Here is an 18,510-nt window from a genome sequence, read left to right as displayed (position 1 = left end):
CACTACCAGGAGCGATATCCGCCCCGTCCCAGGTCAGAACGGCCACGGGCACTGCCGTACACCCAGACGAACATTTGGAAAGCGTGTTGGGGGCAACCCCTCACGAGTTCGAATCTCGTATCCTCCGCCAGTGCCTCACCGGGCACGATGTCGAAGGGCCCCACCGTTCGCGGTGGGGCCCTTCGTCGTTGCGCGCCCGGCTTCCCGTCTCAGCCGGGGCCGCACGGCTCGCAGTCGGCCGTAGAGCCCGAGCCCAGCCCCGCCCTCCGTCCGTGATCGCGGCGCCGACGACTGCCGGGGCGCCGAGCGCGAGCAGATGGGATCAGATCCGGGCGGCCGCGTGACGCCGAGCCGTCGGCGGGCCGGAACTCCGGAACTCCGGATGTCCGGATGTCCGGATGTCCGTGTCCGGATGTCCGGATATGGCGAAGCCCTCCCGTGATGCGCTCACGGGAGGGCTTCGTTCACCGGGTGGCCCGTCAGCCGTACTTCACCACGCTCGGCGCGCCGAACGTGCCGTCGCCGTTGCCCAGCCACAACTGCTGGGCCCAGATGCTCATGTAGGGCTTGGCGATGAGGTCGGTCTTGCCGTCGCCGTTGAAGTCGCCCGTCATGGCCTGTTCGAAGTTCCAGTGGTCAAGGAGCAGCTGCGGGTCGGCGAAGCCGCCCTTCTTGTCCGCGAAGGCGACATGGAGCTTGTCCTCCGCGTGGTGGTCCTGCACGAGGAGCTCGGAGACGCCGTCGCCGTTCACGTCGCCCGCCGAGAGGTCCGGGAAGCGCCAGTCCTTGGCGACCTGCCGGGCCTGCGCGAACGTGCCGTCCCCGTGGCCTTCCAGCAGGTAGAGGTTGCGGGCGCCATCGAGGGCCACGACGTCGGCCTTGCCGTTGCCGGTGAAGTCACCTGCGACTATGTGCCCGTACCGCGGACCGCTGTCCAGCACACGCTCGTCGCTGAAGCCGCCGGCCGTCGTGCCCGTCCGGAGGGACAGGCGGCCCTGGCTGTCGGAGGAGAGCAGGTCCAGCTTTCCATCACCGTTGACGTCAGCGACAGCGGCGCCCCAGGGACCCCACTTCGGGAGAACGGTCACCGGGCTGCCGAACGAGCCGTCCTTGTGTCCCGCGCGCACCGACAGGTGCTCGGGGGACACCATGGCGTTCGGGTCATCCGGGTCGCTGGTGAACAGGTCGGCGGCACCGTCGCCGTCGAAGTCCCCCACGGCGACGATGTTTTCGGCGTGCTGGGCGCCGATGGCCTGACCCGTACCGACCGCCAGCGCCGGAGTGGTGGTGGCCAGAGTGGCTGTGGCAGCGGCCGCCGCCAGCAGGCCGGCGGTCCATACGGTGCGCGCGCTCATACGAGACATGCGAATCCCCCCAAAGGATCTCGAAGTGACAACTGGAGACGGAGACGGAGGCGGTCCACACGATCCCCCCGAAACCGTGACATCTCCACCCGACTACAAACACTACAGTCGCACCGGGATCACGGGTTATCCGTTTTTGGCCACACCGTGCGGTAAAGGCGGACACGTCGCGTCGTTTTGTGTCAGATCGCGTACGACTGACGCTCGTCACACATGCCATAACTGCCATAACGCCGTGCTCAGGCATGGGCACGATTCGAGGCCGGACGCGGCGGTGGGAGGTGCGCCGTCGCGGTCTGGTGGCGGCCGTCGATCAGGGTCGCCCTGCTGCGGGCACTGTCAAGGCCGGATCCAGCGAACGCCGTACGGTCGTTTCAGGGTTGCCCAACAAAGGGCGGCCGACCGTCAGGACTGCCGGGTCCGCGCTTGACCAGGCGCTGGAGGAAGGTGGGCGAGTACCGGCAGTTCTTCGACGGAGCGGTCACCGCGCGGGTCCAGACGGCGGCCAAGGTGCCGTCGGGGAGGTGGACTTGCGCCGTCCGGACTCGGGCTTGGCGGGCGCGGCGTGTCGCCCTGACCGGAGCTGAGCGGTGCGCGATGGACAGGTATGGCTCTGGTTGCCCACGAGCCCAACCTCGGCCTAGAGAGCGTCGAGCGCGGCTTCCTCGGTTGTCTTCTGCTGTGGCACGTCGGCCGGCTGCCACGGAATGCCACTGAGGTCCACTCCGAATCGTTCATTTTCCTCCAGGAAAACTTCCTTTCGGAAGACCAGGACCAGCTTGACCCCCTGCGCCGAACTCTTTCCTTCCTGCCAGATGACTTCCGCAGGACGGTTTCGGAATTCCAGCAATTTCTGATCGCGCTCAGCACCCGCGTCCATCAACGAAATCTCGATGCCGTCCTGGACGAGCTCTCGCATCTCGGCACTGCTGTAACTGCGGTTGCACGTCAGCCCGGCCGCTCGCTTCCGTCCCGGATGGATCGAGTCCCAGACCGAGCGCGCGTTCCTCCTGCCCCGGCCCGGTGGATTTCCCCCGAAGCCCGTCACGACGGTGTTCCACAGGACGGGGCTGTAGGCGCGCAGCAGGGCCCGCTCCCCCAGCACGATCCAAATGTCGTCGAGGGTCAGATATCGAACATCGAAATGCGACGCATGAAGGTTACCCGGTTCGCCGATACTCCTGCGGTGGTCGCTTATTCGGTCGAACAGCTTTCGCTTGTCCAGGGTCGAGGGATCTCCGTAGTTACTGTCGCCGGCCGAGGCCTTTCCCACGTAAATGGGGATGTCCTTGTCCTTGATCCCCGCGTAGATTTCGAGATCGCCCTTGTAGTAGAGCGCATACAGGCCCGCCCCCGGGAATCCCGTCACCTGGTCCAAGGGGACGCGTGGACGCCCGTCCATCTCCGCCCGGAGGTTACGGCCGAGCAAGTCGAGGCTCAACGGGTTGAATTGCGGGGACACGGAGCTGGGAGCCATGCACATGATCTTACTCATCGTCCAGCGGTGACGGAGGATCTCAGCCTTGACCGGCCATGAGTTCCCTTTACACGCTGAGCGATTGACTCGAGGGCCGCGAACGGAGGCTCTCATTCCGTTCAGGATTCGTTTGTGGACGTGCCTCGCACCACGCCTATCACCCGCGCGGCCGCCACATCAGGATCCTCGTGCTCCCAGACACGAACGACCGTCCATCCCGCCTCTCGTAGGAGACGATCCGTCTCCGCGTCCCTGTTCTGGTTGCCCTGGATCTTGGTTCGCCAGAACTCGGCGTTCTTGTGGGCTTCCCGCAGGTGGTCTGGACAGCCGTGCCAATAACAACCGTCGACGAACACCGCGACCCGGGGCTTGGAAAAGATGAGGTCGGCCGTGCGCCGCAGTTCGGGAAGGGGTCGGGCCGCCACGCGATACCGCAGGCCCTGTCTGTGCAACAAGGAGCGGAGCCTGAGCTCAGGCCGGGTGTCCTTGCTTCGATTGGCCCGCATCACCGCGCGTACGGAGCGTGACGTGGCCCAAGAACCCTCGGCCGGCGGCTCCTCGGTCAACAGGCCCTTGTCCCAGGCCATCTTCCAGCCTTCGGCGAGGTTCGCGGGCCGCGTTTCGTGCTCGACCTGCCCAAGGTAGCGAGCGGGAGACTTCCCGCCGTCGGACCACCGCAGGTACGCGCGGATGCGGCGGGTGTCGGGAAGGACTTTCAGCTCCACCGAAGCCCTGGCGAACCGCCCCTCCCCGAGGTCGACGGACCGCCTGTGCCGACCGCCCGCCGCCCGGTCCTGTTCGGCGGCGATGGCGGCGCGGCTCCTGCCGGCCCGCCCTCTCCACGCCCGGTCCGGAGGCGCGTCACGTTTCCAGCCGCTCTGCGCTCCGCTGGTGGATCCGGTCACTTCCGACGCTCCTCCGCATCATCCAGAACGGCGGCAACGGCCTTGGCGAAGACCTCACCCAGGGCAACGGGAACGGCATTGCCGAGCTGCCTCATCTTTTCCCCCCGCGGTCCCTTCAGCTCCCACGTGTCCGGGAAGGTCATGACCCGGGCGGTTTCGCGGACCGTCATGTACCTGTGCTTGTAGCGGACACCGCCGGGGGCCGTCCTGTCCGGCACCAACTCGTCGAGCAGCATGACGGATTCACCACCGGGGACACCGTGCACACCGGCCTTGACGGTCTTCGCCGGACGATCGAGTTCATTGGGGGTGTGCCCGTCATAGACGCGCGCCCCGGGCCAGCCGACGTGATCAGTGAATCCGCCGAGGTAGCGCTCGTTCCGGTCCAGCTGGTCGTCCGTGATCTCAGGCAGAGGCTTGTTGTCCCCGATGCCGGCGAGCGCGTCCCGCAGCGTGTGCCAGGGCAGCAAGCCGTCATCCATGGGCATGGTCTTCGGGAGGCGGGCCATGGCCCTTTCCCGCACGTGATCCGGGACACTCGGGTAGCGCTTCCAGTACTCCCCGTCCTCCTCCATGGAACGGATGAGGGCGGTCTCGGAATGCGTCGGCCTCACGAGGTTCTTGAACAGCTGGAGGTCGACGTTCAGGTCGCGACGGAACGCGACGATGATCACGCGGTTGCGGATCTGCGGCACCCCGTAGTCAGCGGCGTTCACCGGCATCATGACGATGTCGTACCGCTTCGTGGGGTCGTCGGGCTCCTCCTCCCGTCGCTCCAGCAGGCGCTCGTAGTGTCGCTCCCAGTCGGTGCCTTTGGTTCGCTCCTCGAAGGGCAGCTCCAGCTCACGCTGGATGTAGTCGAAGTAGCGGCGGAACGAGGGCCTCAGCAAACCGCGCACGTTCTCGCAGATCACGGCCTTCGGCTGAATCTGCCGTACGGCCCTGAACATCTGCGGGAACATGTTCCGCTTGTCCTCGTCGCCCTTCGCGACGCCACCGAGGCTGAACGGCTGGCATGGGGGACCGCCGGCGAGCACATCCACCTGGCCCGACAGGTAGGTCATGTCCAGAGCTTGGACATCGCCCGCGACGAGGGGCACCCTCTCGCCGGGCCCCGGGGCCCGCGTGGGCGCCTGACCGTCAGGCAGTCGCTCCGCCCCATTGGCCTCCAAGGTCTCGCACGCCCGCTTGGCGAACTCATTGAAGAGGAGGGGGCGAAACCCGGCACGATGGACGGCCATGGCCAGGCCGCCCGCACCAGCGAAGAGCTCGACACCGGTGCGATCCTTGTTTGATCCTTCGTGCAGTTCAGCCATTTCAAAAGCATACCGCGGAGTTGTAGATCTTCAAGCCGATTTCAGCCGAAGACCCCTCAATGTGTACAGGACATCGATAGGGTCGCCGTGATCATGTCGAGCTAGGGGGAGGGCGGATGACGCCTACGGTGGGCTTCACCAACGGGACGCGGTATCACAAGGACTTCACGTTGAGCATCACCAAGGCGCTCGGCGACCAGCTGGCCGCGGCGCTCGAAGGACTCGGCAGGGCGCCCCTGACCGAGGAGAGCATCGCGCACCTCGACGAGAAGCCGGGCGTCTACCAGCTCTACTTGAACGGCGAGTTCGTCTACGTCGGCAAAGCGGACAAATCCCTGCCGGCCCGCCTGCGCAACCATCTCCGCAAGATCTCCGGGCGCCGCGACATCTCCTTGAGCCAAATGGCCTTCTCGTGCCTGTACGTGGCCGAGGACTTCTCGGCTCTCGCGCCGGAGCAGTTGCTCATCAGTCACCACAAGGGCATGGGGAACATCCCTTGGAACAACAACGGTTTCGGCAACAAGGACCCCGGCCGCCAGCGGGACAGCACCGTCCTGAAGCGGAACCACTTCGACGTTCTGTTCCCCATCGACCTTGATCGACCGGTCGATGGGCTGCACCAGGGCGAGGCGACGCTGCATGAGTTCCTGGAAATGATCAAGGCCGGACTTCCGTACAACTTCAGGTACGGGAAAGCCCCGGAGTTCAAGACCAGGCGCGTCAGGGTGCCGGCGGCCGGGTCGACCGCCGATGAGGTCTTCCAGTCGCTCTCCGTGGCGATACCGGCCCCATGGCAGGTCACCGCCCTCATGGGTTACGTGATCATGTACGACGACAGTCCCGCCACGTACAAGAGCGCGTGGCGGTACTACCGTGACGGCCGGCGGATCAGCGCCGTGCCCGAGGCCGAGCCGGCGGGGGCCGTCGAAGTGGATCCCCCGACGCTCGCCGACTGAGCGGGGGAAACGAGGCTCTGGCGTCCGGGCTCGCCGACGTTGTCGACCGCGCGGATGGCCCCTTGCGCCTCGCATCCCTCACGGCCGGCCGCGCCATCGCGCACGACCTCGGCCGCATTCGCGCGCGCCGCGGCGGCGACGGGCGGAGTCGCCCGGCATCCTGCCCAGGCCCACGTGGCCCTCAGGTGTCCCGGCCCCCGCACGCGGAGTGCGGCAGGAAGTCGTCCGGAGGAGCCGGGCCCGGGGAGTGGTGGGCGTCGGACAGGGACGCGGGGACGCGGTCCAGGAGGACGAAGGCGGATTCCAGGTTGGCCAGGCGGAACAGGCGCATGACGCCGGGGGCGCCCCGGACCACTCTCAGGGTGCCGCCCCGCGCGCTCACGCCGTCCTTGACCGCGATCAGCAGCCGCAGGCCTCCCGCGTCCAGGAACGTGACGGGGCGCAGGTCCACCACCACTTCGGGCGCCTCGCGGTCGATCATTTTCTCCACAGCGGGTCCGAGGGCGATTCGGGCCTCGATGTCGATCTCTCCGAACAACTCGAGCACGGTGGACGCCTCCACCACTCGTTCCCACAGTCCGAACCCGGACGCGTTGGCACGCATGAGGAAACCCCCACGATCCTTTCAGAAGAGGCACATCAGCACGCGGACCGGACGACTGCTTCCTAGCGCCGGACAGCACAGCGGCGCCGCCAGGGTTCGCGGCGACACCGCTCGGGGTGCGTCCACCATCATGCCCGGTGGCCGCCCCGCGGACCCCGGTGCCGGGCAGGGTCGATCCGAACCGATCAACGGGCAACACGTCCCCGGTGGGGCGCGCACCCGGCCCTCAGAGCGGGGGCTCATCCGGCCGGCGCGGGACGCGTACCACGTCGGACGGGCGCAACTGGCGTCGCATGGACGGTAGTTGGCCGGCGCGCTGTGCGGTCTGGGCGGAGAGCGGCGGCGGTTCGGCCGGGCGGCCGCGCGGGCCGCGCCGGTGGGGCGGGGCGCCCGGCGGCAGGGCGCTCGTACGGTAGAGGTAGCCCACCTTGATCCGCAGGGCCCACGGGTCGAGCGGCTTGATCAGGTAGTCGGCGACGCCGAGGCGCAGGGCCTCGTCGGCCGTGGCGCTGTCGTGGCCCATGCCGGTCACCAGGATGACGGGGATCAGCCGGGTCTGGGACAGCCTGCTGAGGTAGCGGGCCACGTCGAGCCCGCTGACGCCCGGCATCACCACGTCGAGGACCGCCACCGCTATCCCGCCGTGCAGCGCGGCCTTGAGCGCGGCGTCCCCGCTGGTCGCGAGCTCCAGCGGGTACCCCAGCGGCCCGAGGATGCTCTCCATGGCGAACAGGTTGTCCTCGTGGTCGTCGACCAGCAGCACCTTCATGTCCGCGGGCATGGCCCCATCACCTTCAGTCGGGAGCGCCGGAAAGGCATATGCCCGCTCGCGGCCACTCGTACGCAGTCGGGGAGCACCACGGCGGCGTGCATGGGGGGAACGCACATGTGGCGCGCATGTGCCGGGCCGGTCCGCGCGCAGACGTCGGCGGCTCGGTGCAGCGCATTGTCGCACCGGGCGCCCATGAACATCAGGGTGCCGACCGAGCCGGTTGCCGGTCCCGGCCGGTGGCACGACGTGCCTATACGCACGTGCCAGAGGTTCATGCCGGGACGGGGTGACACCTATGGGTGAACTCTCCGCCCACCCCCGGCCGGCTCCCCCGGCGGCGCCCCCGGCAGCCTCCCCGACGGCTCCCCGGCCGCCCCACGCCCCCGGCGCCCCCGGGACACCCCCTGGACACCCCCGCAAGCGGCCCACGCCGGTCTGAACCACCGTACTTCGGGCGGCACTTGACCGGTCCAGGAGTCCAGAATGACCGGATGATGATCCCGTCATCCCCTCCCGTGCGGTACGCGGCCCCGAGCGGCGAGCGATGAAGGCGCTCACCAACGCCCTTCGCGGCAGGTCCGCGGCGCTCGCCCCGGCGGTGGCCGGCCTCGCGCTCGCCCTCGTCGCCGGCTGGCTGCTGTTCGCCACCGTGCCCCGCGCGCTCGACGACGAGCGGGCGTTCACGACGGCGCCGGCCTGCTCGCCCGCGGCGGTGTCCAGGGAGTGCAGACACACGGTCACGGCCGCCGTCACCAGGGCCGCCGCCAGGCACAAACACCGCTCGACGTACTACTGGCTGGGTCTGCGCCGCGTACCTCGGGAATCGCTCGCGCCGCCGGGGCGCCTGAAGTCGGGCCCGCTCGGCTCCGCGCCTCCCGCCACCTCCGCGCCTCCCGCCACCTCCGCGCCGCCCCGCCTCACCCTGGACGGCCCCGCCCCGGTATTCGCCGCCGTGCGCCCCGGCGCGACGCTCCAACTGACGTACTGGCGCGGTGAGATCAGATACGTCGACTACCAGGGGGTGCGCCAGTACACCGAGGCCGATCCGCGCGGCGGCCACCGACTGCCGTTCGCCGCCGCCCTCGTCCTCGGCTCCGTCAGCGCGGCGTGCCTGCGCACCGCGTACTGCTGGGCCCGGCGCACCAAAGAGCCGCCCGCGCACGAGCCCTGGCGGTTAAGGGTGCCGCTCGCGGCGGTGCTGCTGATCTCCTGCTTCGCCCTCGGTACACCCTGGGTCGCCGACGGCGGCGTGACCATCGCGCTGCTGCTCACGGCGGCGGGGGCCGTTCCGGTCCTCGGGGTCGCCGCCCGGCTGTCGCGCCGGCACCATCGGCGTACCACCGACACGATCGAGGTGAACCCGCTGGTTCCGGCCGCCGAAGTGTGTTTCCCCGGCGCCTTGCGGGGTGAAGTCCCGTACAGCCACCCGGAGTTCGGCTATCTGGTGGCGGGGCCCGGTCTGCTCGCCGCCACCCCCGACCCGGCCGGCCGCTTCGCCCGCCGTCCGGTGCCGCGCACCCTCACGGCGCTGCGGGTCCGGCCGCCCTACTGGACCGACCCCGGCCCCCGGCCCGCCCCGGAGTCGCAGGTGGTGGAGTGCCGCGACGGGGCGACCCCGGTGTACGTCGTGACCGAACCGGCTTAGAAGCCATCTCATTTGGGTGACTCGGTATTCTGTGAGTCATGGTGGGGATCGTTGAGCGGCTGGTGCCGGACGAGTTGTGGGAGTTGTTCCAGCGGGTGGTGCCGGAGGCGCCGTCGCGGCCGCAGGGCGGTGGTCGGCGTCGGCACGGCGACCGGGAAGTGCTGGCCGCGATCGTCTTCGTGGCTACGTCGGGTTGTACCTGGCAGCAGCTGACTTCGGCGTCGTTCGGCCCGTCCGGAGCGACCGCCCACCGGCGGTTCTCGGAGTGGTCGAAGGCCAGAGTGTGGGCCAAGCTCCACCGCCTGGTCCTCGACGAACTCGGCGCCCGCGGCGAGTTGGACTGGTCGAGGTGCGCGATCGACTCGGTGAACATGCGGGCCCTGAAAAGGGGGACCTGACAGGTCCGAATCCTGTCGACCGGGGCAAGTACGGCTCGAAGATCCACCTGATCACCGAACGGTCCGGTCTGCCCATATCCGTCGGCATCTCCGGGGCCAACCTGCATGACAGCCAAGCCCTGATCCCGCTCGTGAAGGGCATCCCGCCGATCCGCTCGCGCCGCGGCCCGCGACGGCGCAAGCCCGGCAAACTCCACGCCGACAAGGGATATGACTACGCCCACCTGCGGCAATGGTTACGCGAACGCGGCATCACCCACCGCATCGCCCGCAAGGGAGTCGAGTCCTCACAGAGGCTGGGCCGCCATCGCTGGACCGTGGAGCGGACCATGGCCTGGCTCGCCGGCTGCCGCCGCCTCCACCGACGCTACGAACGCAAGGCCGACCACTTCCTAGCCTTCACCAGCCTCGCCTGCACCCTCATCTGCTACCGCCGACTCGCCAAATGAGATGGCTTCTTACATGCCGCAGGTGTTGGGCGCTTTGGCGCACCCGGCAGGCGCGCGGGCGCAGCAGCCCTGAGGACCGGCGGCGCGCGCTCCGTCAGACGCTCCGGCCCGGCGCCGCCGCCTCCTCCTGCGTCCGCTCGCGCGCCCGCTCCTGCCCCTCCCGCTCCTCCAGCCACCGCGCGAACCCCGTGGTCCCCCGGGCGTCGGGCCGTTCGGCGGTCAGGTGTCCCGCGCGCAGGGCCCGGCCGATGCGGCCGGGGAGCGGGAGGGGCAGGAGGACGGCCCCGCGCCCCGTGGCGGCGCGCCAGGTCGAGGCCAGGGTGCGCAGGTCGGTCCGCTCGGGGCCCGCCACCTCGACGCGGCCGTTCCTCGGCGCGCGGACGGCCGCGTCCGCGACGGCGCGGGCCGCCTCGGCGGCGGCGACGGGCTGGAGCGGCACGTTCTTCGGGGCCGGCAGGAAACGTCCGCGCGCCGTCGCGGCGAACACGCTCGCGGCCAGCTCGTGAAACTGCGTGGCCCGCACGGTCGTCCACGGCACGAGGCCCGCCGCCACCAGGTCCTCCTGGTCCGTCTTGACCTTGTAGTAGGGCATCGGCACCCGGTCGCAGCCCACGATCGACACACAGACATGGTGGCCGACGCCCGCCGCGCGCTCGGCGTCGAGGAGCCGGCGCGTGCCGTCCACCAGGGTGGCGCGCATGGTGCGCGGGGAGGTGGAGTTGGCCGCGTCGACGACGACGTCGCAGCCGGCGAGCGCGGCCGTGAGGCCCCGGCCCGTGGCGAGGTCGACGGGGTACCGCTCGGACCCCCGGCTCAGCACCCGCACCCGGTGCCCGCGTGCCGTGAGTTCCGTGACGACGTGCCGGCCGAGGGTGCCGGTGCCGCCCGCGACGGCGATGACCAGAGGGGTGCGCGCGGTGTCGTTCTCGTACGTGTCACTGATGTCGCTGTAGGCGTTCATGCCCAAGGGACGGGACAGCACCGCGATCTGTGACAGCGGGACCGGCGAAGGCAGCGGGAGCGGCGGGCGGCAGCGGCACCGGCCGGGAGGCACCCGGGGGGCCGGCCCCGCCCCCGCCGCCCCCGCACCCGCTCCCGCACCTGCCCCCCGCACCGCCTCTCAGAGGATCATGAGGTGTGGCTCCCCGCCACCCCGGGAGCGGGCGGGGCCGGCACCTGTTCCGTCGCCGCTGCCACCGCCTCCGGCAGCCGTACCCGGTCGGCGGACGTACCCGCTCCGGTGGGCCGCATCCACCAGGGGGCAGCCCCCGATCCGACCTGGGGCGAGCCGCCCGAGCCCTCCTCAAGGAGGATGTCGGGCAGTGGTCCCACAGGGAGCGCGCCGACGGGGACCGAACTCTCGGGGACCGCGTGGACGGCGAGCGGACTGTCGGGCAGGACGCCGCCGTCGGGCAGCGCGCCACCGTGGGGCAGGACCTCCGGCAGGTCCTCGGCCTTGTAGCGGCGCACCGAGGAGTGCCAGTTCAGGATGCCCGCGATCCAGTCCTGGAGCTCCGCCACATAGGTGTCCAGGAGCGCCCGGCCCGCCCCGTCGAGCTCGAAGTCCTCGCACAGGACCGGGAGTTCGTGGTCGATGACGTGCTGGAACTGGCGCAGTCGCGACCGCATCAGGTCGTCGACGATGCGCAGACCCGTCGGATAGTCGCAGTCGAAGAAGTTCTGCACGACGAGGACGCCGTTGTGCAGCTCCCCCTCGTACTGGATCTCCTTCTGGTACGAGAAGACGTCGTTGAGCAGACAGCAGTAGTCGGCCGCGGCGTTCTCCAGGGCGCGGACGGGACCGCTCTCGTAAATCGCGGGGGGCAACTGGCCCGCGTGCCGCAGGCGCGCCAGGCTCATCGTGAGTTCGGAGCCGAAAGTGAGGCGGCGCATCTCGATGTAGTCGACGGGGTCGGGGATGCGGTGCTGCGCCTGGTTGTGCAGCTCCCACAGCCAGCTCTCCAGCATGACGTCGACCGACCGGCGGAAGGTGGCGCGGGCCTCGGGGGACATCGGGCCCGCGGTGCGCTCCCACAGGTCGGCCAGGCCGCGCTCCAGCGGCGTCTGGGCGGCAAGGGCCCCGTCCTGCGGCCGGTCGACCGGCATGCACGCGGAGAGCCGTTCGTTGGTGGCGTGCGCGCCGGCCAGGTTGCGTGAACGCCCGAAGGCCAGCGGGTAGTAGTCGTCGCCGTAGGTGCCCCAGGTCAGCCACTGGGCGCTGAGATCGAGCTCGTCGGGCGTCGCGTCCGGGTCCAGTCCGGCCGCACAGAGCGCCAGGTCGTAGGCGGCCATCTTCTCCGCGTCCCAGATGTCGGCGAGCAGCCCCATCCGCTCCGCCCAGGCGACGGACGTCTCCCGTGCGCGGTCCAGATGGGGGCTGAGCGCCAGCGGGTAGGGCACGTCGAAGTCGGGCAGCAGGGAAGGGCCGATCTCGCGCATCGGGACGTGCGTGAAACCGCGCTGCCGGGCTTGGGCCGGGCGTCCGAACAGAGTGGTGATGTCGAACGCGGACGTGCCGAGCACCCCGCTGGTGAGGGAGGGGCCGAGGTCGGCGGCCTTGTTCATGTAGCGGCTTGAGCGCATGTGCCACTCGTGGCCGCCGGACTGCCAGTCCTGGAGCCCCTTGACGTACGCCGCGACGGCCGCGCTCTGCTCGGGGGTGAGCCCCTTCTCCTGGCACAGAACCGGGACTTCGGTGAGCGCGGTGTTCTCGAACTGCTGCAAGCGTGAGGTCAGCAGGTCGTTGACGGCTTCGGCCGCCTCCTGCGTGGTGCAGCCGAGGAAGGTCTCAAGGACCAGGACGCCGTTGCTGAGTTCGCCCTCGTCCTCCACTTCGCGCTGGTAGGAGAAGAGGTCGTTGCGCAGGTGGACCGCGTCGGCGAAGGCGTCGGTGAGGACGCGCAGGGGGCGCGTTTCGGCGACGGACGCGGGGAGTTCGGCGTTGGCGGCGTACTCGATGAGCCCCGCCGACCAGGGCGCGCCGCCCACCTTGCGGCGCATCTCGATGTACTCGACGGGGTTGGCGATCCGCCCCTCGTTGATGTTGGCCAGTTCCCACAGCGACTCGTTGAGCAGATTGCGGGTGCTGACCGCGAAGCGTTCGCGCCACGCGGGCGTCATGGCCGGCACGGTCCGCGCCCACAGGTCGGCCAGGCCCGCCTCCACCGGGTTGGTCGCCTCGGGGAACCCGTCGGCGAGGTCCATCGGCATGAACGCGGGCAGCCGGCCGAGATAGGCCTTGCCGCCCTCGCGGTCCAGGGTCCGCTTGAACATCTCCAGGAAGTGGTCGTCGAAGAAGAAGACCCAGACGTACCAGTCGGTCACCAGGGCGAGCTGGTCCGCGTCGCAGTCCGGGTGGGTGTACGAGCAGAGCAGGGCGTAGTCGTGCGCGTCGAGGTCGGCGAGCTCCCAGATCCCGGAGCCCTCCAGCATGCCCATCTGCCGGGCCCAGGCGCGGGAGTGCGTCCTGGCGGATTCCAGGTGGGGGTTGAGCCGGGCCGGATACGGCACATAGAAGTCCGGCAGGACAAAAGGCTGGCTCACTGCGGTCGCCCCTCTTGGTACGCACATGGTGACGGTCCGACCCGAACTACCCCATCGCACCCGGCCCATTCGGCACGGAGCCGCCTGCCATACGAAAGCGTGAGTTCGCTCGAACAGGGCGCGGCGGGGCGAAGGGCCGAGGTATGGACCGACGGCGCGACCTTGGTGACGCCGGGGTGCGGTGCCGGGTCAGGAGGGGCGGGCGGTGCCGGGGTGCGGTGGGGGCGGGCGGCGCCGGGGGGTGCGGCGGAGGCGGGCGGCCGCCGGGGTGCGGCGGAGGCGGGCGGCCGCCGGGGTGCGGCGGAGGCGGGCGGCCGCCGGGGTGCGGCGGAGGCGGGCGGCGCCGGGGTGCGGTGGGAACGTGCGGCGCCGGGGTGCGGCGGAGGCGGCCGGTGCCGGGGGGTGCGGCGGAGGCGGGCGGCCGCCGGGGTGCGGCGGAGGCGGGCGGCCGCCGGGGTGCGGCGGAGGCGGGCGGCCGCCGGGGTGTGGCGGAGGCGGGCGGCCGCCGGGGTGCGGTGGGGGCGGTGGCCGCCGATCATCGAGGCATGACCACGACCCTTCGGCTCGCCCAGCGGCCCGAGGCCGACGAACTGCTCGGCCGCAGCCCGCTGGCCGCGCTCGTCGGCATGCTGCTCGACCAGCAGATCCCCATGGAGTGGGCGTTCTCGGGCCCGTACACGATCGCTCAGCGCATGCGGGCGGACGATCTCGACGCGGGGACGATCGCCGCGTACGACCCGGAGGCGTTCGCGGAACTCCTCAAGGAGAAGCCCGCCGTGCACCGCTACCCCGGCTCGATGGCGAAGCGGATCCAGCAGCTGTGCGCGTTCCTCGTGGAGGAGTACGGGGGTGACGCGGCCGGGGTGTGGGAGGGCGCGGGGACCGGGGCCGAGCTCCTGGACCGGCTCAAGGCGCTGCCCGGCTTCGGCGAACAGAAGGCCAAGATCTTCCTCGCCCTGCTGGGCAAGCAGCTGGGCGTACGCCCGCGGGGCTGGCGGGAGGCGGCGGGGGCGTACGGCGAGGCGGGGTGCTTCCGCTCGGTCGCCGACATCACGGGCCCGGACTCGCTGACAAAGGTCCGCGCGTACAAGCAGCAGTCAAAGGCCGCCAACCGCCCCAAACCCGACCCGTCCTGACATTACGACCGGCCCCACCCCCAGCCCCGCCAGGGAATCCGAATCCGGCTGACACCCTCACGCAGCCCGACACCAACCTCGCCAGGGCGCCCATCGCAGGCTGCCGCCCCCGCCCAGGCCGACACCAACCCCGCCAGGGGCGCGGGGAACTGCGCGGGCGACCACCCACGACCTGCGGGCCGGCGCGTTCCCCGCAGGCCGGCACCGGGTGTTCCGGGGCACAACCACCCGTGTTCGGGGCGCGCCCGGGGGCACGAGGAGCGCACGGGCGACGGAAGGCACCAACCATGTTCGAGGGCTTCGAGACCACGCGGGTGCGGATCGACGACGACACGACGATCTTCGTCCGGCACGGTGGCGACGGCCCACCCGTGCTGCTGCTGCACGGCCACCCCCGAACCTCCGCGACCTGGCACCGCGTCGCCCCGCTCCTCGTCCGGCAGGGCTTCACCGTGGTCTGCCCCGACCTGCGGGGCTACGGCCGGTCCACGGGCCCCGCGCCCACGGAGGACCACTCCGGACACTCCAAACGGGCCGTCGCCAGTGACATGGTCGAGGTGATGCGCACCCTCGGACACACCCGGTTCGCACTGGCCGGTCACGACCGCGGCGGCCCGGTCGCGCTGCGGCTCGCGCTCGACCACCCCGGCGCCGTCTCGCGCGTGGCGCTGATCGACTGCCTGCCCCTCAGCGAGCACCTGTCCCGCATCACGGCCGAGTTCGCCACGCAGTGGTGGCACTGGTTCTTCTTCGCGCAGCCCGGTATCCCCGAGCGGGTGATCAACGCCGACCCGGACAGCTGGTACCGGGGCGATCCCGCGACCATGGGCCAGGAGAACTACGACGAGTGGCGCTCGGCGATGCGCGATCCCGCCGTGGTCCGGGCGATGCTGGAGGACTACCGGGCCGGTCTCACCATCGACCGGCGCCACGAGGAGGACGACCGTGCCGCCGGAACCCGGATCAAGGCCCCCGCCCTGATCCTCTGGTCCCTGCGGGACGATCTCGTCGACCTGCACGGAGACCCGCTGGAAATCTGGCGCTCGTGGGCCCCGGACGTACGCGGTCATGGCATCGACGCCGGGCACCATGTGGCCGAGGAGGCTCCCGGACCGCTCGCGTCGTCCCTCGCGGGCTTCTTCGCCGGCCGCCCCGAGTAGACACCTGTGCGTACGGGCGCGTCCGCAAGCACTGGCCGTCCCACAGGAGGGCGCCGAGGTCGAGGGCGGGCCCGGCGAAGGCGTACCCGGCGGCGACGGCGGCGGCCCCGGGCGAGGCCGGTTGCGGCACGGGCGAGGGCGCTCGTAGCCCGGGCGAGGGCGCTCGTAGCCCGGGCGAGGGCGCTCGTAGCGCGGACCGGGGCGCGGACCCGGGGACGGGCGCCGGGGCGGGACCCCGCGCTCCGGTTCCGTCCGGGCCGGTGGCCCTGAGGGGCGCGGGCACGGCCGCCGTCCGGTCGCTGTCGGTCACGACGGGCCCCCCACGCCAGGTTTCCCCCGTTTTGCCCGGAATCGCACTCCACTTCCATGGCTGCGCCCGGAGCCGCTGGCCCGGTAGGCTTTCCGTGTGATCTTCAAGCGCATCGGAAGCGGGCGGCCGTACCCCGACCACGGCCGGGAAAGCACCCGGCAGTGGGCGGACGTCGCGCCGCGCCCGGTCCGGCTCGATCAGCTCGTGACCACCAAGGGCCAGCTCGACCTGGAGACTCTGCTCGCCGAGGACTCGACGTTCTACGGCGACCTCTTCGCGCACGTCGTGAAGTGGCAGGGCGACCTCTACCTGGAGGACGGGCTGCACCGGGCGGTGCGGGCGGCGCTCCAGCAGCGCCAGGTCCTGCACGCCCGCGTACTCGAAATGGACTGACCCCGCCAGCCGGGTGCGCCTTTCGGACCCTTTGCCGCGCATACGGGCGCACACACGCGCCCAGCGTTGATCATTTAGTAGGCATCGTCACGGGTCGGCACTACCCTGCGCCTATGAGCATGCTCACTCCCCCCGGCATGGGCGGAAAGTACCGCATCAAGGGTGACGCGTACCCGCGGATGCGCCGTCCCCGAAAGCGCGGCCGGCTGGTCCTCGCGCTGGTCGGCGCGGTCGTGGCCCTCGGCCTGATCGGCTGGGGGACCGTCCAGCTCATCGACGTGTTCGGGGGCGGCGGCACGTCCAAGGCCGCCGCCCACAAGAAGGGCTGCCCCGCGCCCGCCGCCTCGCGCTCCCCCGTCGCCGCGCCCCAGGCCCTGCCCAAGCCCGGCCAGATCACCGTCAACGTCTACAACGCGACCCCGCGCGCGGGCCTCGCCAAGACGGTGGCGGACGAGCTGAAGAAGCGCGGCTTCGCGATCGGCAAGGTGGGCAACGCGCCGGAGGAGTACGACAAGAAGGTCCCCGGCAACGGCGTGCTGCTCGGCGCGCCGACGGCGACCCGGGGCCCGTTCTCCGTCCTCGGTACGCAGCTCAAGGGCGCCGCGCAGAAGACCGACACGCGCGAGACCCAGGACGTCGACCTGATCATCGGCACCACGTTCGCCGCGCTGAACCCGCAGAAGGACGCGGACACGGCCCTGGCCGCCCTGGCCAAGCCCGCGCCCGCGCCCTCCGGGAAGTGCTGAGCGCGCCCCAGCCGTCGAGCGGTCGGCCGGGGCGGTTAGTCGGTTAGTCGGTTAGTCGGCGGTCCCGTACATCCGGTCGCCCGCGTCGCCCAGGCCCGGCACGATGTAGCCGTGCTCGTTCAGGCGCTCGTCGACCGAGGCGGTCACCACGGTCACCGGCGTGCCGGCGAGCTCACGCTCCATGATCTCGACGCCCTCGGGGGCGGCCAGCAGCACCACGGCGGTGACGTCGTCGGCCCCGCGCTTGATCAGTTCGCGGATCGCGGCGACGAGCGTGCCGCCGGTCGCCAGCATCGGGTCGAGCACGTACACCTGACGGCCCGACAGGTCCTCGGGCATCCGCGTCGCGTACGTGGAGGCCTCCAGCGTCTCCTCGTTGCGGATCATGCCGAGGAAGCCCACCTCGGCGGTCGGCAGCAGGCGCACCATGCCGTCGAGCATGCCGAGACCGGCCCGCAGGATCGGGACCACCAGGGGACGCGGGTACGAGAGCTTCACGCCCGTCGTCGGCGTCACCGGGGTCTCGATGTCCACCTGCTCGGTGCGCACGTCCCGGGTGGCCTCGTAGGCGAGCAGGGTGACCAGCTCGTCGGCGAGCCGCCGGAAGGTCGGGGAGTCGGTGCGCTTGTCGCGCAGCGTGGTGAGCTTGTGCGCCACGAGAGGGTGGTCGACGACATGGATCCGCATGACGTCCACAGTAACCGGGGCACAAGCACCCCGTGTCCCACCCGGTCACGGCACGAGCTGGCGTCAATCGGCCGAACGGGGGGAAGGTGGGAGAGCAGGAACCGAAACCGGGCGGTGTGAGCCAATGCCGGATAAGCACGACACTCGACAACGACGCGACATCTCGCCACGACGCGACACCACATCACGGGGCGACACCGCATCACGACGCGACGTCCCTCCGCGTGATGTCCCTCCCCGTGATGTCCCCCCGCGCGAGGTCCCCCCACGACGTGACGCCCCGCCGGAAGCGGAGAGCGACGCGGACCGCAGGCGGCGACGCGCCCAGTTCCTGCGCGAACTGCACGAGGCGAAGGCGCTGCGCGACCGGGTCAAGCCCCGGCGCGCCCGCGCCGCCCGGATGCGCCAGGCCATGCGCATGCGGACGTTCCGCTGGTGACCAGCGAACCCGGCGCCCGCGCCGCCCGAGGCGCCCGAGGTCACGGCGGTCGGGAGCCGCTTTTCGGAGCCGTCCCGCGGGCTTGATCACGGCGCGTCGGGACCCGTGATCGCGGCGACCGGGAAAACCCAACCGCGGAAGAACTCTCGCAACCGCGGTTTTTTCTGCCACGATTCCGAAGGAAGCCACACAGCCGGGGGGACCCCCAAC

17 protein-coding genes are annotated in these 18,510 nt (G+C 70.8%); 8 read left to right on the top strand and 9 right to left on the bottom strand.

Going from position 1 to position 18,510, the window contains the following annotated elements; genetic code table 11:
• Positions 1 to 479: 479 nt before the first annotated feature.
• The 4 genes from ABR738_RS21565 to ABR738_RS21550 form a co-directional block, all read right to left on the bottom strand.
• Positions 480 to 1,355 carry an FG-GAP repeat domain-containing protein gene (locus ABR738_RS21565; RefSeq protein WP_350231626.1) on the bottom strand — a complete coding sequence of 292 codons (876 nt, stop codon included), beginning with the start codon at positions 1,353 to 1,355 and terminating at the stop codon, positions 480 to 482.
• 649 nt (positions 1,356 to 2,004) lie between these two features.
• Positions 2,005 to 2,841, bottom strand: coding sequence for an Eco29kI family restriction endonuclease (locus ABR738_RS21560; protein WP_350231625.1), 837 nt, complete (start codon positions 2,839 to 2,841; stop codon positions 2,005 to 2,007).
• 119 nt (positions 2,842 to 2,960) lie between these two features.
• Positions 2,961 to 3,566 (bottom strand): very short patch repair endonuclease, encoded by a 606-nt coding sequence (locus ABR738_RS21555; protein WP_350231624.1) that lies wholly within the window; start codon positions 3,564 to 3,566, stop codon positions 2,961 to 2,963.
• Positions 3,567 to 3,742: 176 nt separating this feature from the next.
• A complete protein-coding gene (locus ABR738_RS21550) occupies positions 3,743 to 5,062 on the bottom strand; it encodes a DNA cytosine methyltransferase (protein ID WP_350231623.1) in 1,320 nt (439 codons plus the stop codon).
• Between the two features lie 116 nt (positions 5,063 to 5,178).
• Between ABR738_RS21550 and ABR738_RS21545 the strand changes: the two genes are divergently transcribed.
• A complete protein-coding gene (locus tag ABR738_RS21545; RefSeq protein ID WP_350231622.1) occupies positions 5,179 to 6,018 on the top strand; it encodes a GIY-YIG nuclease family protein in 840 nt (279 codons plus the stop codon).
• A 181-nt stretch (positions 6,019 to 6,199) separates the two neighbouring features.
• On the opposite strand, the gene ABR738_RS21540 is transcribed toward ABR738_RS21545, so the two are convergent.
• Positions 6,200 to 6,622 carry an STAS domain-containing protein gene (locus ABR738_RS21540; RefSeq protein ID WP_350231621.1) on the bottom strand — a complete coding sequence of 141 codons (423 nt, stop codon included), beginning with the start codon at positions 6,620 to 6,622 and terminating at the stop codon, positions 6,200 to 6,202.
• A 226-nt stretch (positions 6,623 to 6,848) separates the two neighbouring features.
• Positions 6,849 to 7,403, bottom strand: a complete 555-nt coding sequence (locus ABR738_RS21535) for a response regulator (RefSeq protein WP_350231620.1) — start codon at positions 7,401 to 7,403, stop codon at positions 6,849 to 6,851.
• A 535-nt stretch (positions 7,404 to 7,938) separates the two neighbouring features.
• Here ABR738_RS21535 and ABR738_RS21530 point away from each other — a divergent pair.
• Together ABR738_RS21530 and ABR738_RS21525 are read left to right on the top strand one after the other, a co-directional pair.
• On the top strand, positions 7,939 to 9,039 hold the full coding sequence (locus ABR738_RS21530) for a hypothetical protein (protein WP_350231619.1): 1,101 nt from the start codon (positions 7,939 to 7,941) through the stop codon (positions 9,037 to 9,039).
• A 38-nt stretch (positions 9,040 to 9,077) separates the two neighbouring features.
• Positions 9,078 to 9,886, top strand: a protein-coding gene (locus ABR738_RS21525; protein WP_502964114.1) for an IS5 family transposase whose coding sequence is annotated in 2 segments (ribosomal slippage) — positions 9,078 to 9,426 and positions 9,426 to 9,886 — 810 coding nt in all. Because the reading frame shifts where the segments join, the coding sequence is not laid out codon by codon here.
• Positions 9,887 to 9,980: 94 nt separating this feature from the next.
• Here the strand turns inward: ABR738_RS21525 and ABR738_RS21520 are convergent.
• Together ABR738_RS21520 and ABR738_RS21515 are read right to left on the bottom strand one after the other, a co-directional pair.
• Entirely contained in the window at positions 9,981 to 10,847 is an 867-nt protein-coding gene (locus ABR738_RS21520; protein WP_350231618.1) for an SDR family oxidoreductase, read from the bottom strand.
• A 167-nt stretch (positions 10,848 to 11,014) separates the two neighbouring features.
• Positions 11,015 to 13,429 (bottom strand): terpene synthase family protein, encoded by a 2,415-nt coding sequence (locus tag ABR738_RS21515; protein WP_350231617.1) that lies wholly within the window; start codon positions 13,427 to 13,429, stop codon positions 11,015 to 11,017.
• A gap of 545 nt (positions 13,430 to 13,974) precedes the next feature.
• On the opposite strand from ABR738_RS21515, the gene ABR738_RS21510 reads away from it, so the two are divergent.
• The 4 genes from ABR738_RS21510 to ABR738_RS21495 all read left to right on the top strand — a co-directional run bounded on the left by ABR738_RS21510 (position 13,975) and on the right by ABR738_RS21495 (position 17,174).
• Complete coding sequence (locus tag ABR738_RS21510; protein ID WP_350231616.1) at positions 13,975 to 14,565, top strand: HhH-GPD-type base excision DNA repair protein; 591 nt, start codon at positions 13,975 to 13,977, stop codon at positions 14,563 to 14,565.
• Positions 14,566 to 14,852: 287 nt separating this feature from the next.
• Positions 14,853 to 15,725 carry an alpha/beta fold hydrolase gene (locus ABR738_RS21505; RefSeq protein WP_350231615.1) on the top strand — a complete coding sequence of 291 codons (873 nt, stop codon included), beginning with the start codon at positions 14,853 to 14,855 and terminating at the stop codon, positions 15,723 to 15,725.
• Between the two features lie 406 nt (positions 15,726 to 16,131).
• Complete coding sequence (locus ABR738_RS21500; RefSeq protein WP_053725882.1) at positions 16,132 to 16,428, top strand: type II toxin-antitoxin system VapB family antitoxin; 297 nt, start codon at positions 16,132 to 16,134, stop codon at positions 16,426 to 16,428.
• A gap of 113 nt (positions 16,429 to 16,541) precedes the next feature.
• Positions 16,542 to 17,174: a LytR C-terminal domain-containing protein gene (locus ABR738_RS21495; RefSeq protein WP_350231614.1), complete on the top strand. Its 633-nt coding sequence runs from the start codon at positions 16,542 to 16,544 to the stop codon at positions 17,172 to 17,174.
• A 51-nt stretch (positions 17,175 to 17,225) separates the two neighbouring features.
• On the opposite strand, the gene upp is transcribed toward ABR738_RS21495, so the two are convergent.
• A complete protein-coding gene (gene upp, locus ABR738_RS21490) occupies positions 17,226 to 17,861 on the bottom strand; it encodes a uracil phosphoribosyltransferase (RefSeq protein WP_053725981.1) in 636 nt (211 codons plus the stop codon).
• A gap of 160 nt (positions 17,862 to 18,021) precedes the next feature.
• On the opposite strand from upp, the gene ABR738_RS21485 reads away from it, so the two are divergent.
• Positions 18,022 to 18,300 (top strand): hypothetical protein, encoded by a 279-nt coding sequence (locus ABR738_RS21485; protein ID WP_502964234.1) that lies wholly within the window; start codon positions 18,022 to 18,024, stop codon positions 18,298 to 18,300.
• The last annotated feature ends 210 nt before the right edge of the window (positions 18,301 to 18,510 follow it).

Source organism: Streptomyces sp. Edi4 (genome assembly GCF_040253615.1).
Classification (GTDB): Bacteria; Actinomycetota; Actinomycetes; order Streptomycetales; family Streptomycetaceae; genus Streptomyces.
Note: the sequence above shows the minus strand (reverse complement) of the source record. Positions and strands in the feature narration are given on the sequence as shown.

Coding starts and splice junctions, on each gene's coding strand:
- ABR738_RS21510 (WP_350231616.1), top strand. CDS start 13,975: ATGACCACGACCCTTCGGCTCGCCCAGCGGCCCGAGGCCGACGAACTG.
- ABR738_RS21520 (WP_350231618.1), bottom strand. CDS start 10,847: ATGAACGCCTACAGCGACATCAGTGACACGTACGAGAACGACACCGCG.
- upp (WP_053725981.1), bottom strand. CDS start 17,861: ATGCGGATCCATGTCGTCGACCACCCTCTCGTGGCGCACAAGCTCACC.
- ABR738_RS21530 (WP_350231619.1), top strand. CDS start 7,939: ATGAAGGCGCTCACCAACGCCCTTCGCGGCAGGTCCGCGGCGCTCGCC.
- ABR738_RS21565 (WP_350231626.1), bottom strand. CDS start 1,355: ATGAGCGCGCGCACCGTATGGACCGCCGGCCTGCTGGCGGCGGCCGCT.
- ABR738_RS21540 (WP_350231621.1), bottom strand. CDS start 6,622: ATGCGTGCCAACGCGTCCGGGTTCGGACTGTGGGAACGAGTGGTGGAG.
- ABR738_RS21505 (WP_350231615.1), top strand. CDS start 14,853: ATGTTCGAGGGCTTCGAGACCACGCGGGTGCGGATCGACGACGACACG.
- ABR738_RS21550 (WP_350231623.1), bottom strand. CDS start 5,062: ATGGCTGAACTGCACGAAGGATCAAACAAGGATCGCACCGGTGTCGAG.
- ABR738_RS21545 (WP_350231622.1), top strand. CDS start 5,179: ATGACGCCTACGGTGGGCTTCACCAACGGGACGCGGTATCACAAGGAC.
- ABR738_RS21495 (WP_350231614.1), top strand. CDS start 16,542: ATGAGCATGCTCACTCCCCCCGGCATGGGCGGAAAGTACCGCATCAAG.
- ABR738_RS21560 (WP_350231625.1), bottom strand. CDS start 2,841: ATGGCTCCCAGCTCCGTGTCCCCGCAATTCAACCCGTTGAGCCTCGAC.
- ABR738_RS21535 (WP_350231620.1), bottom strand. CDS start 7,403: ATGCCCGCGGACATGAAGGTGCTGCTGGTCGACGACCACGAGGACAAC.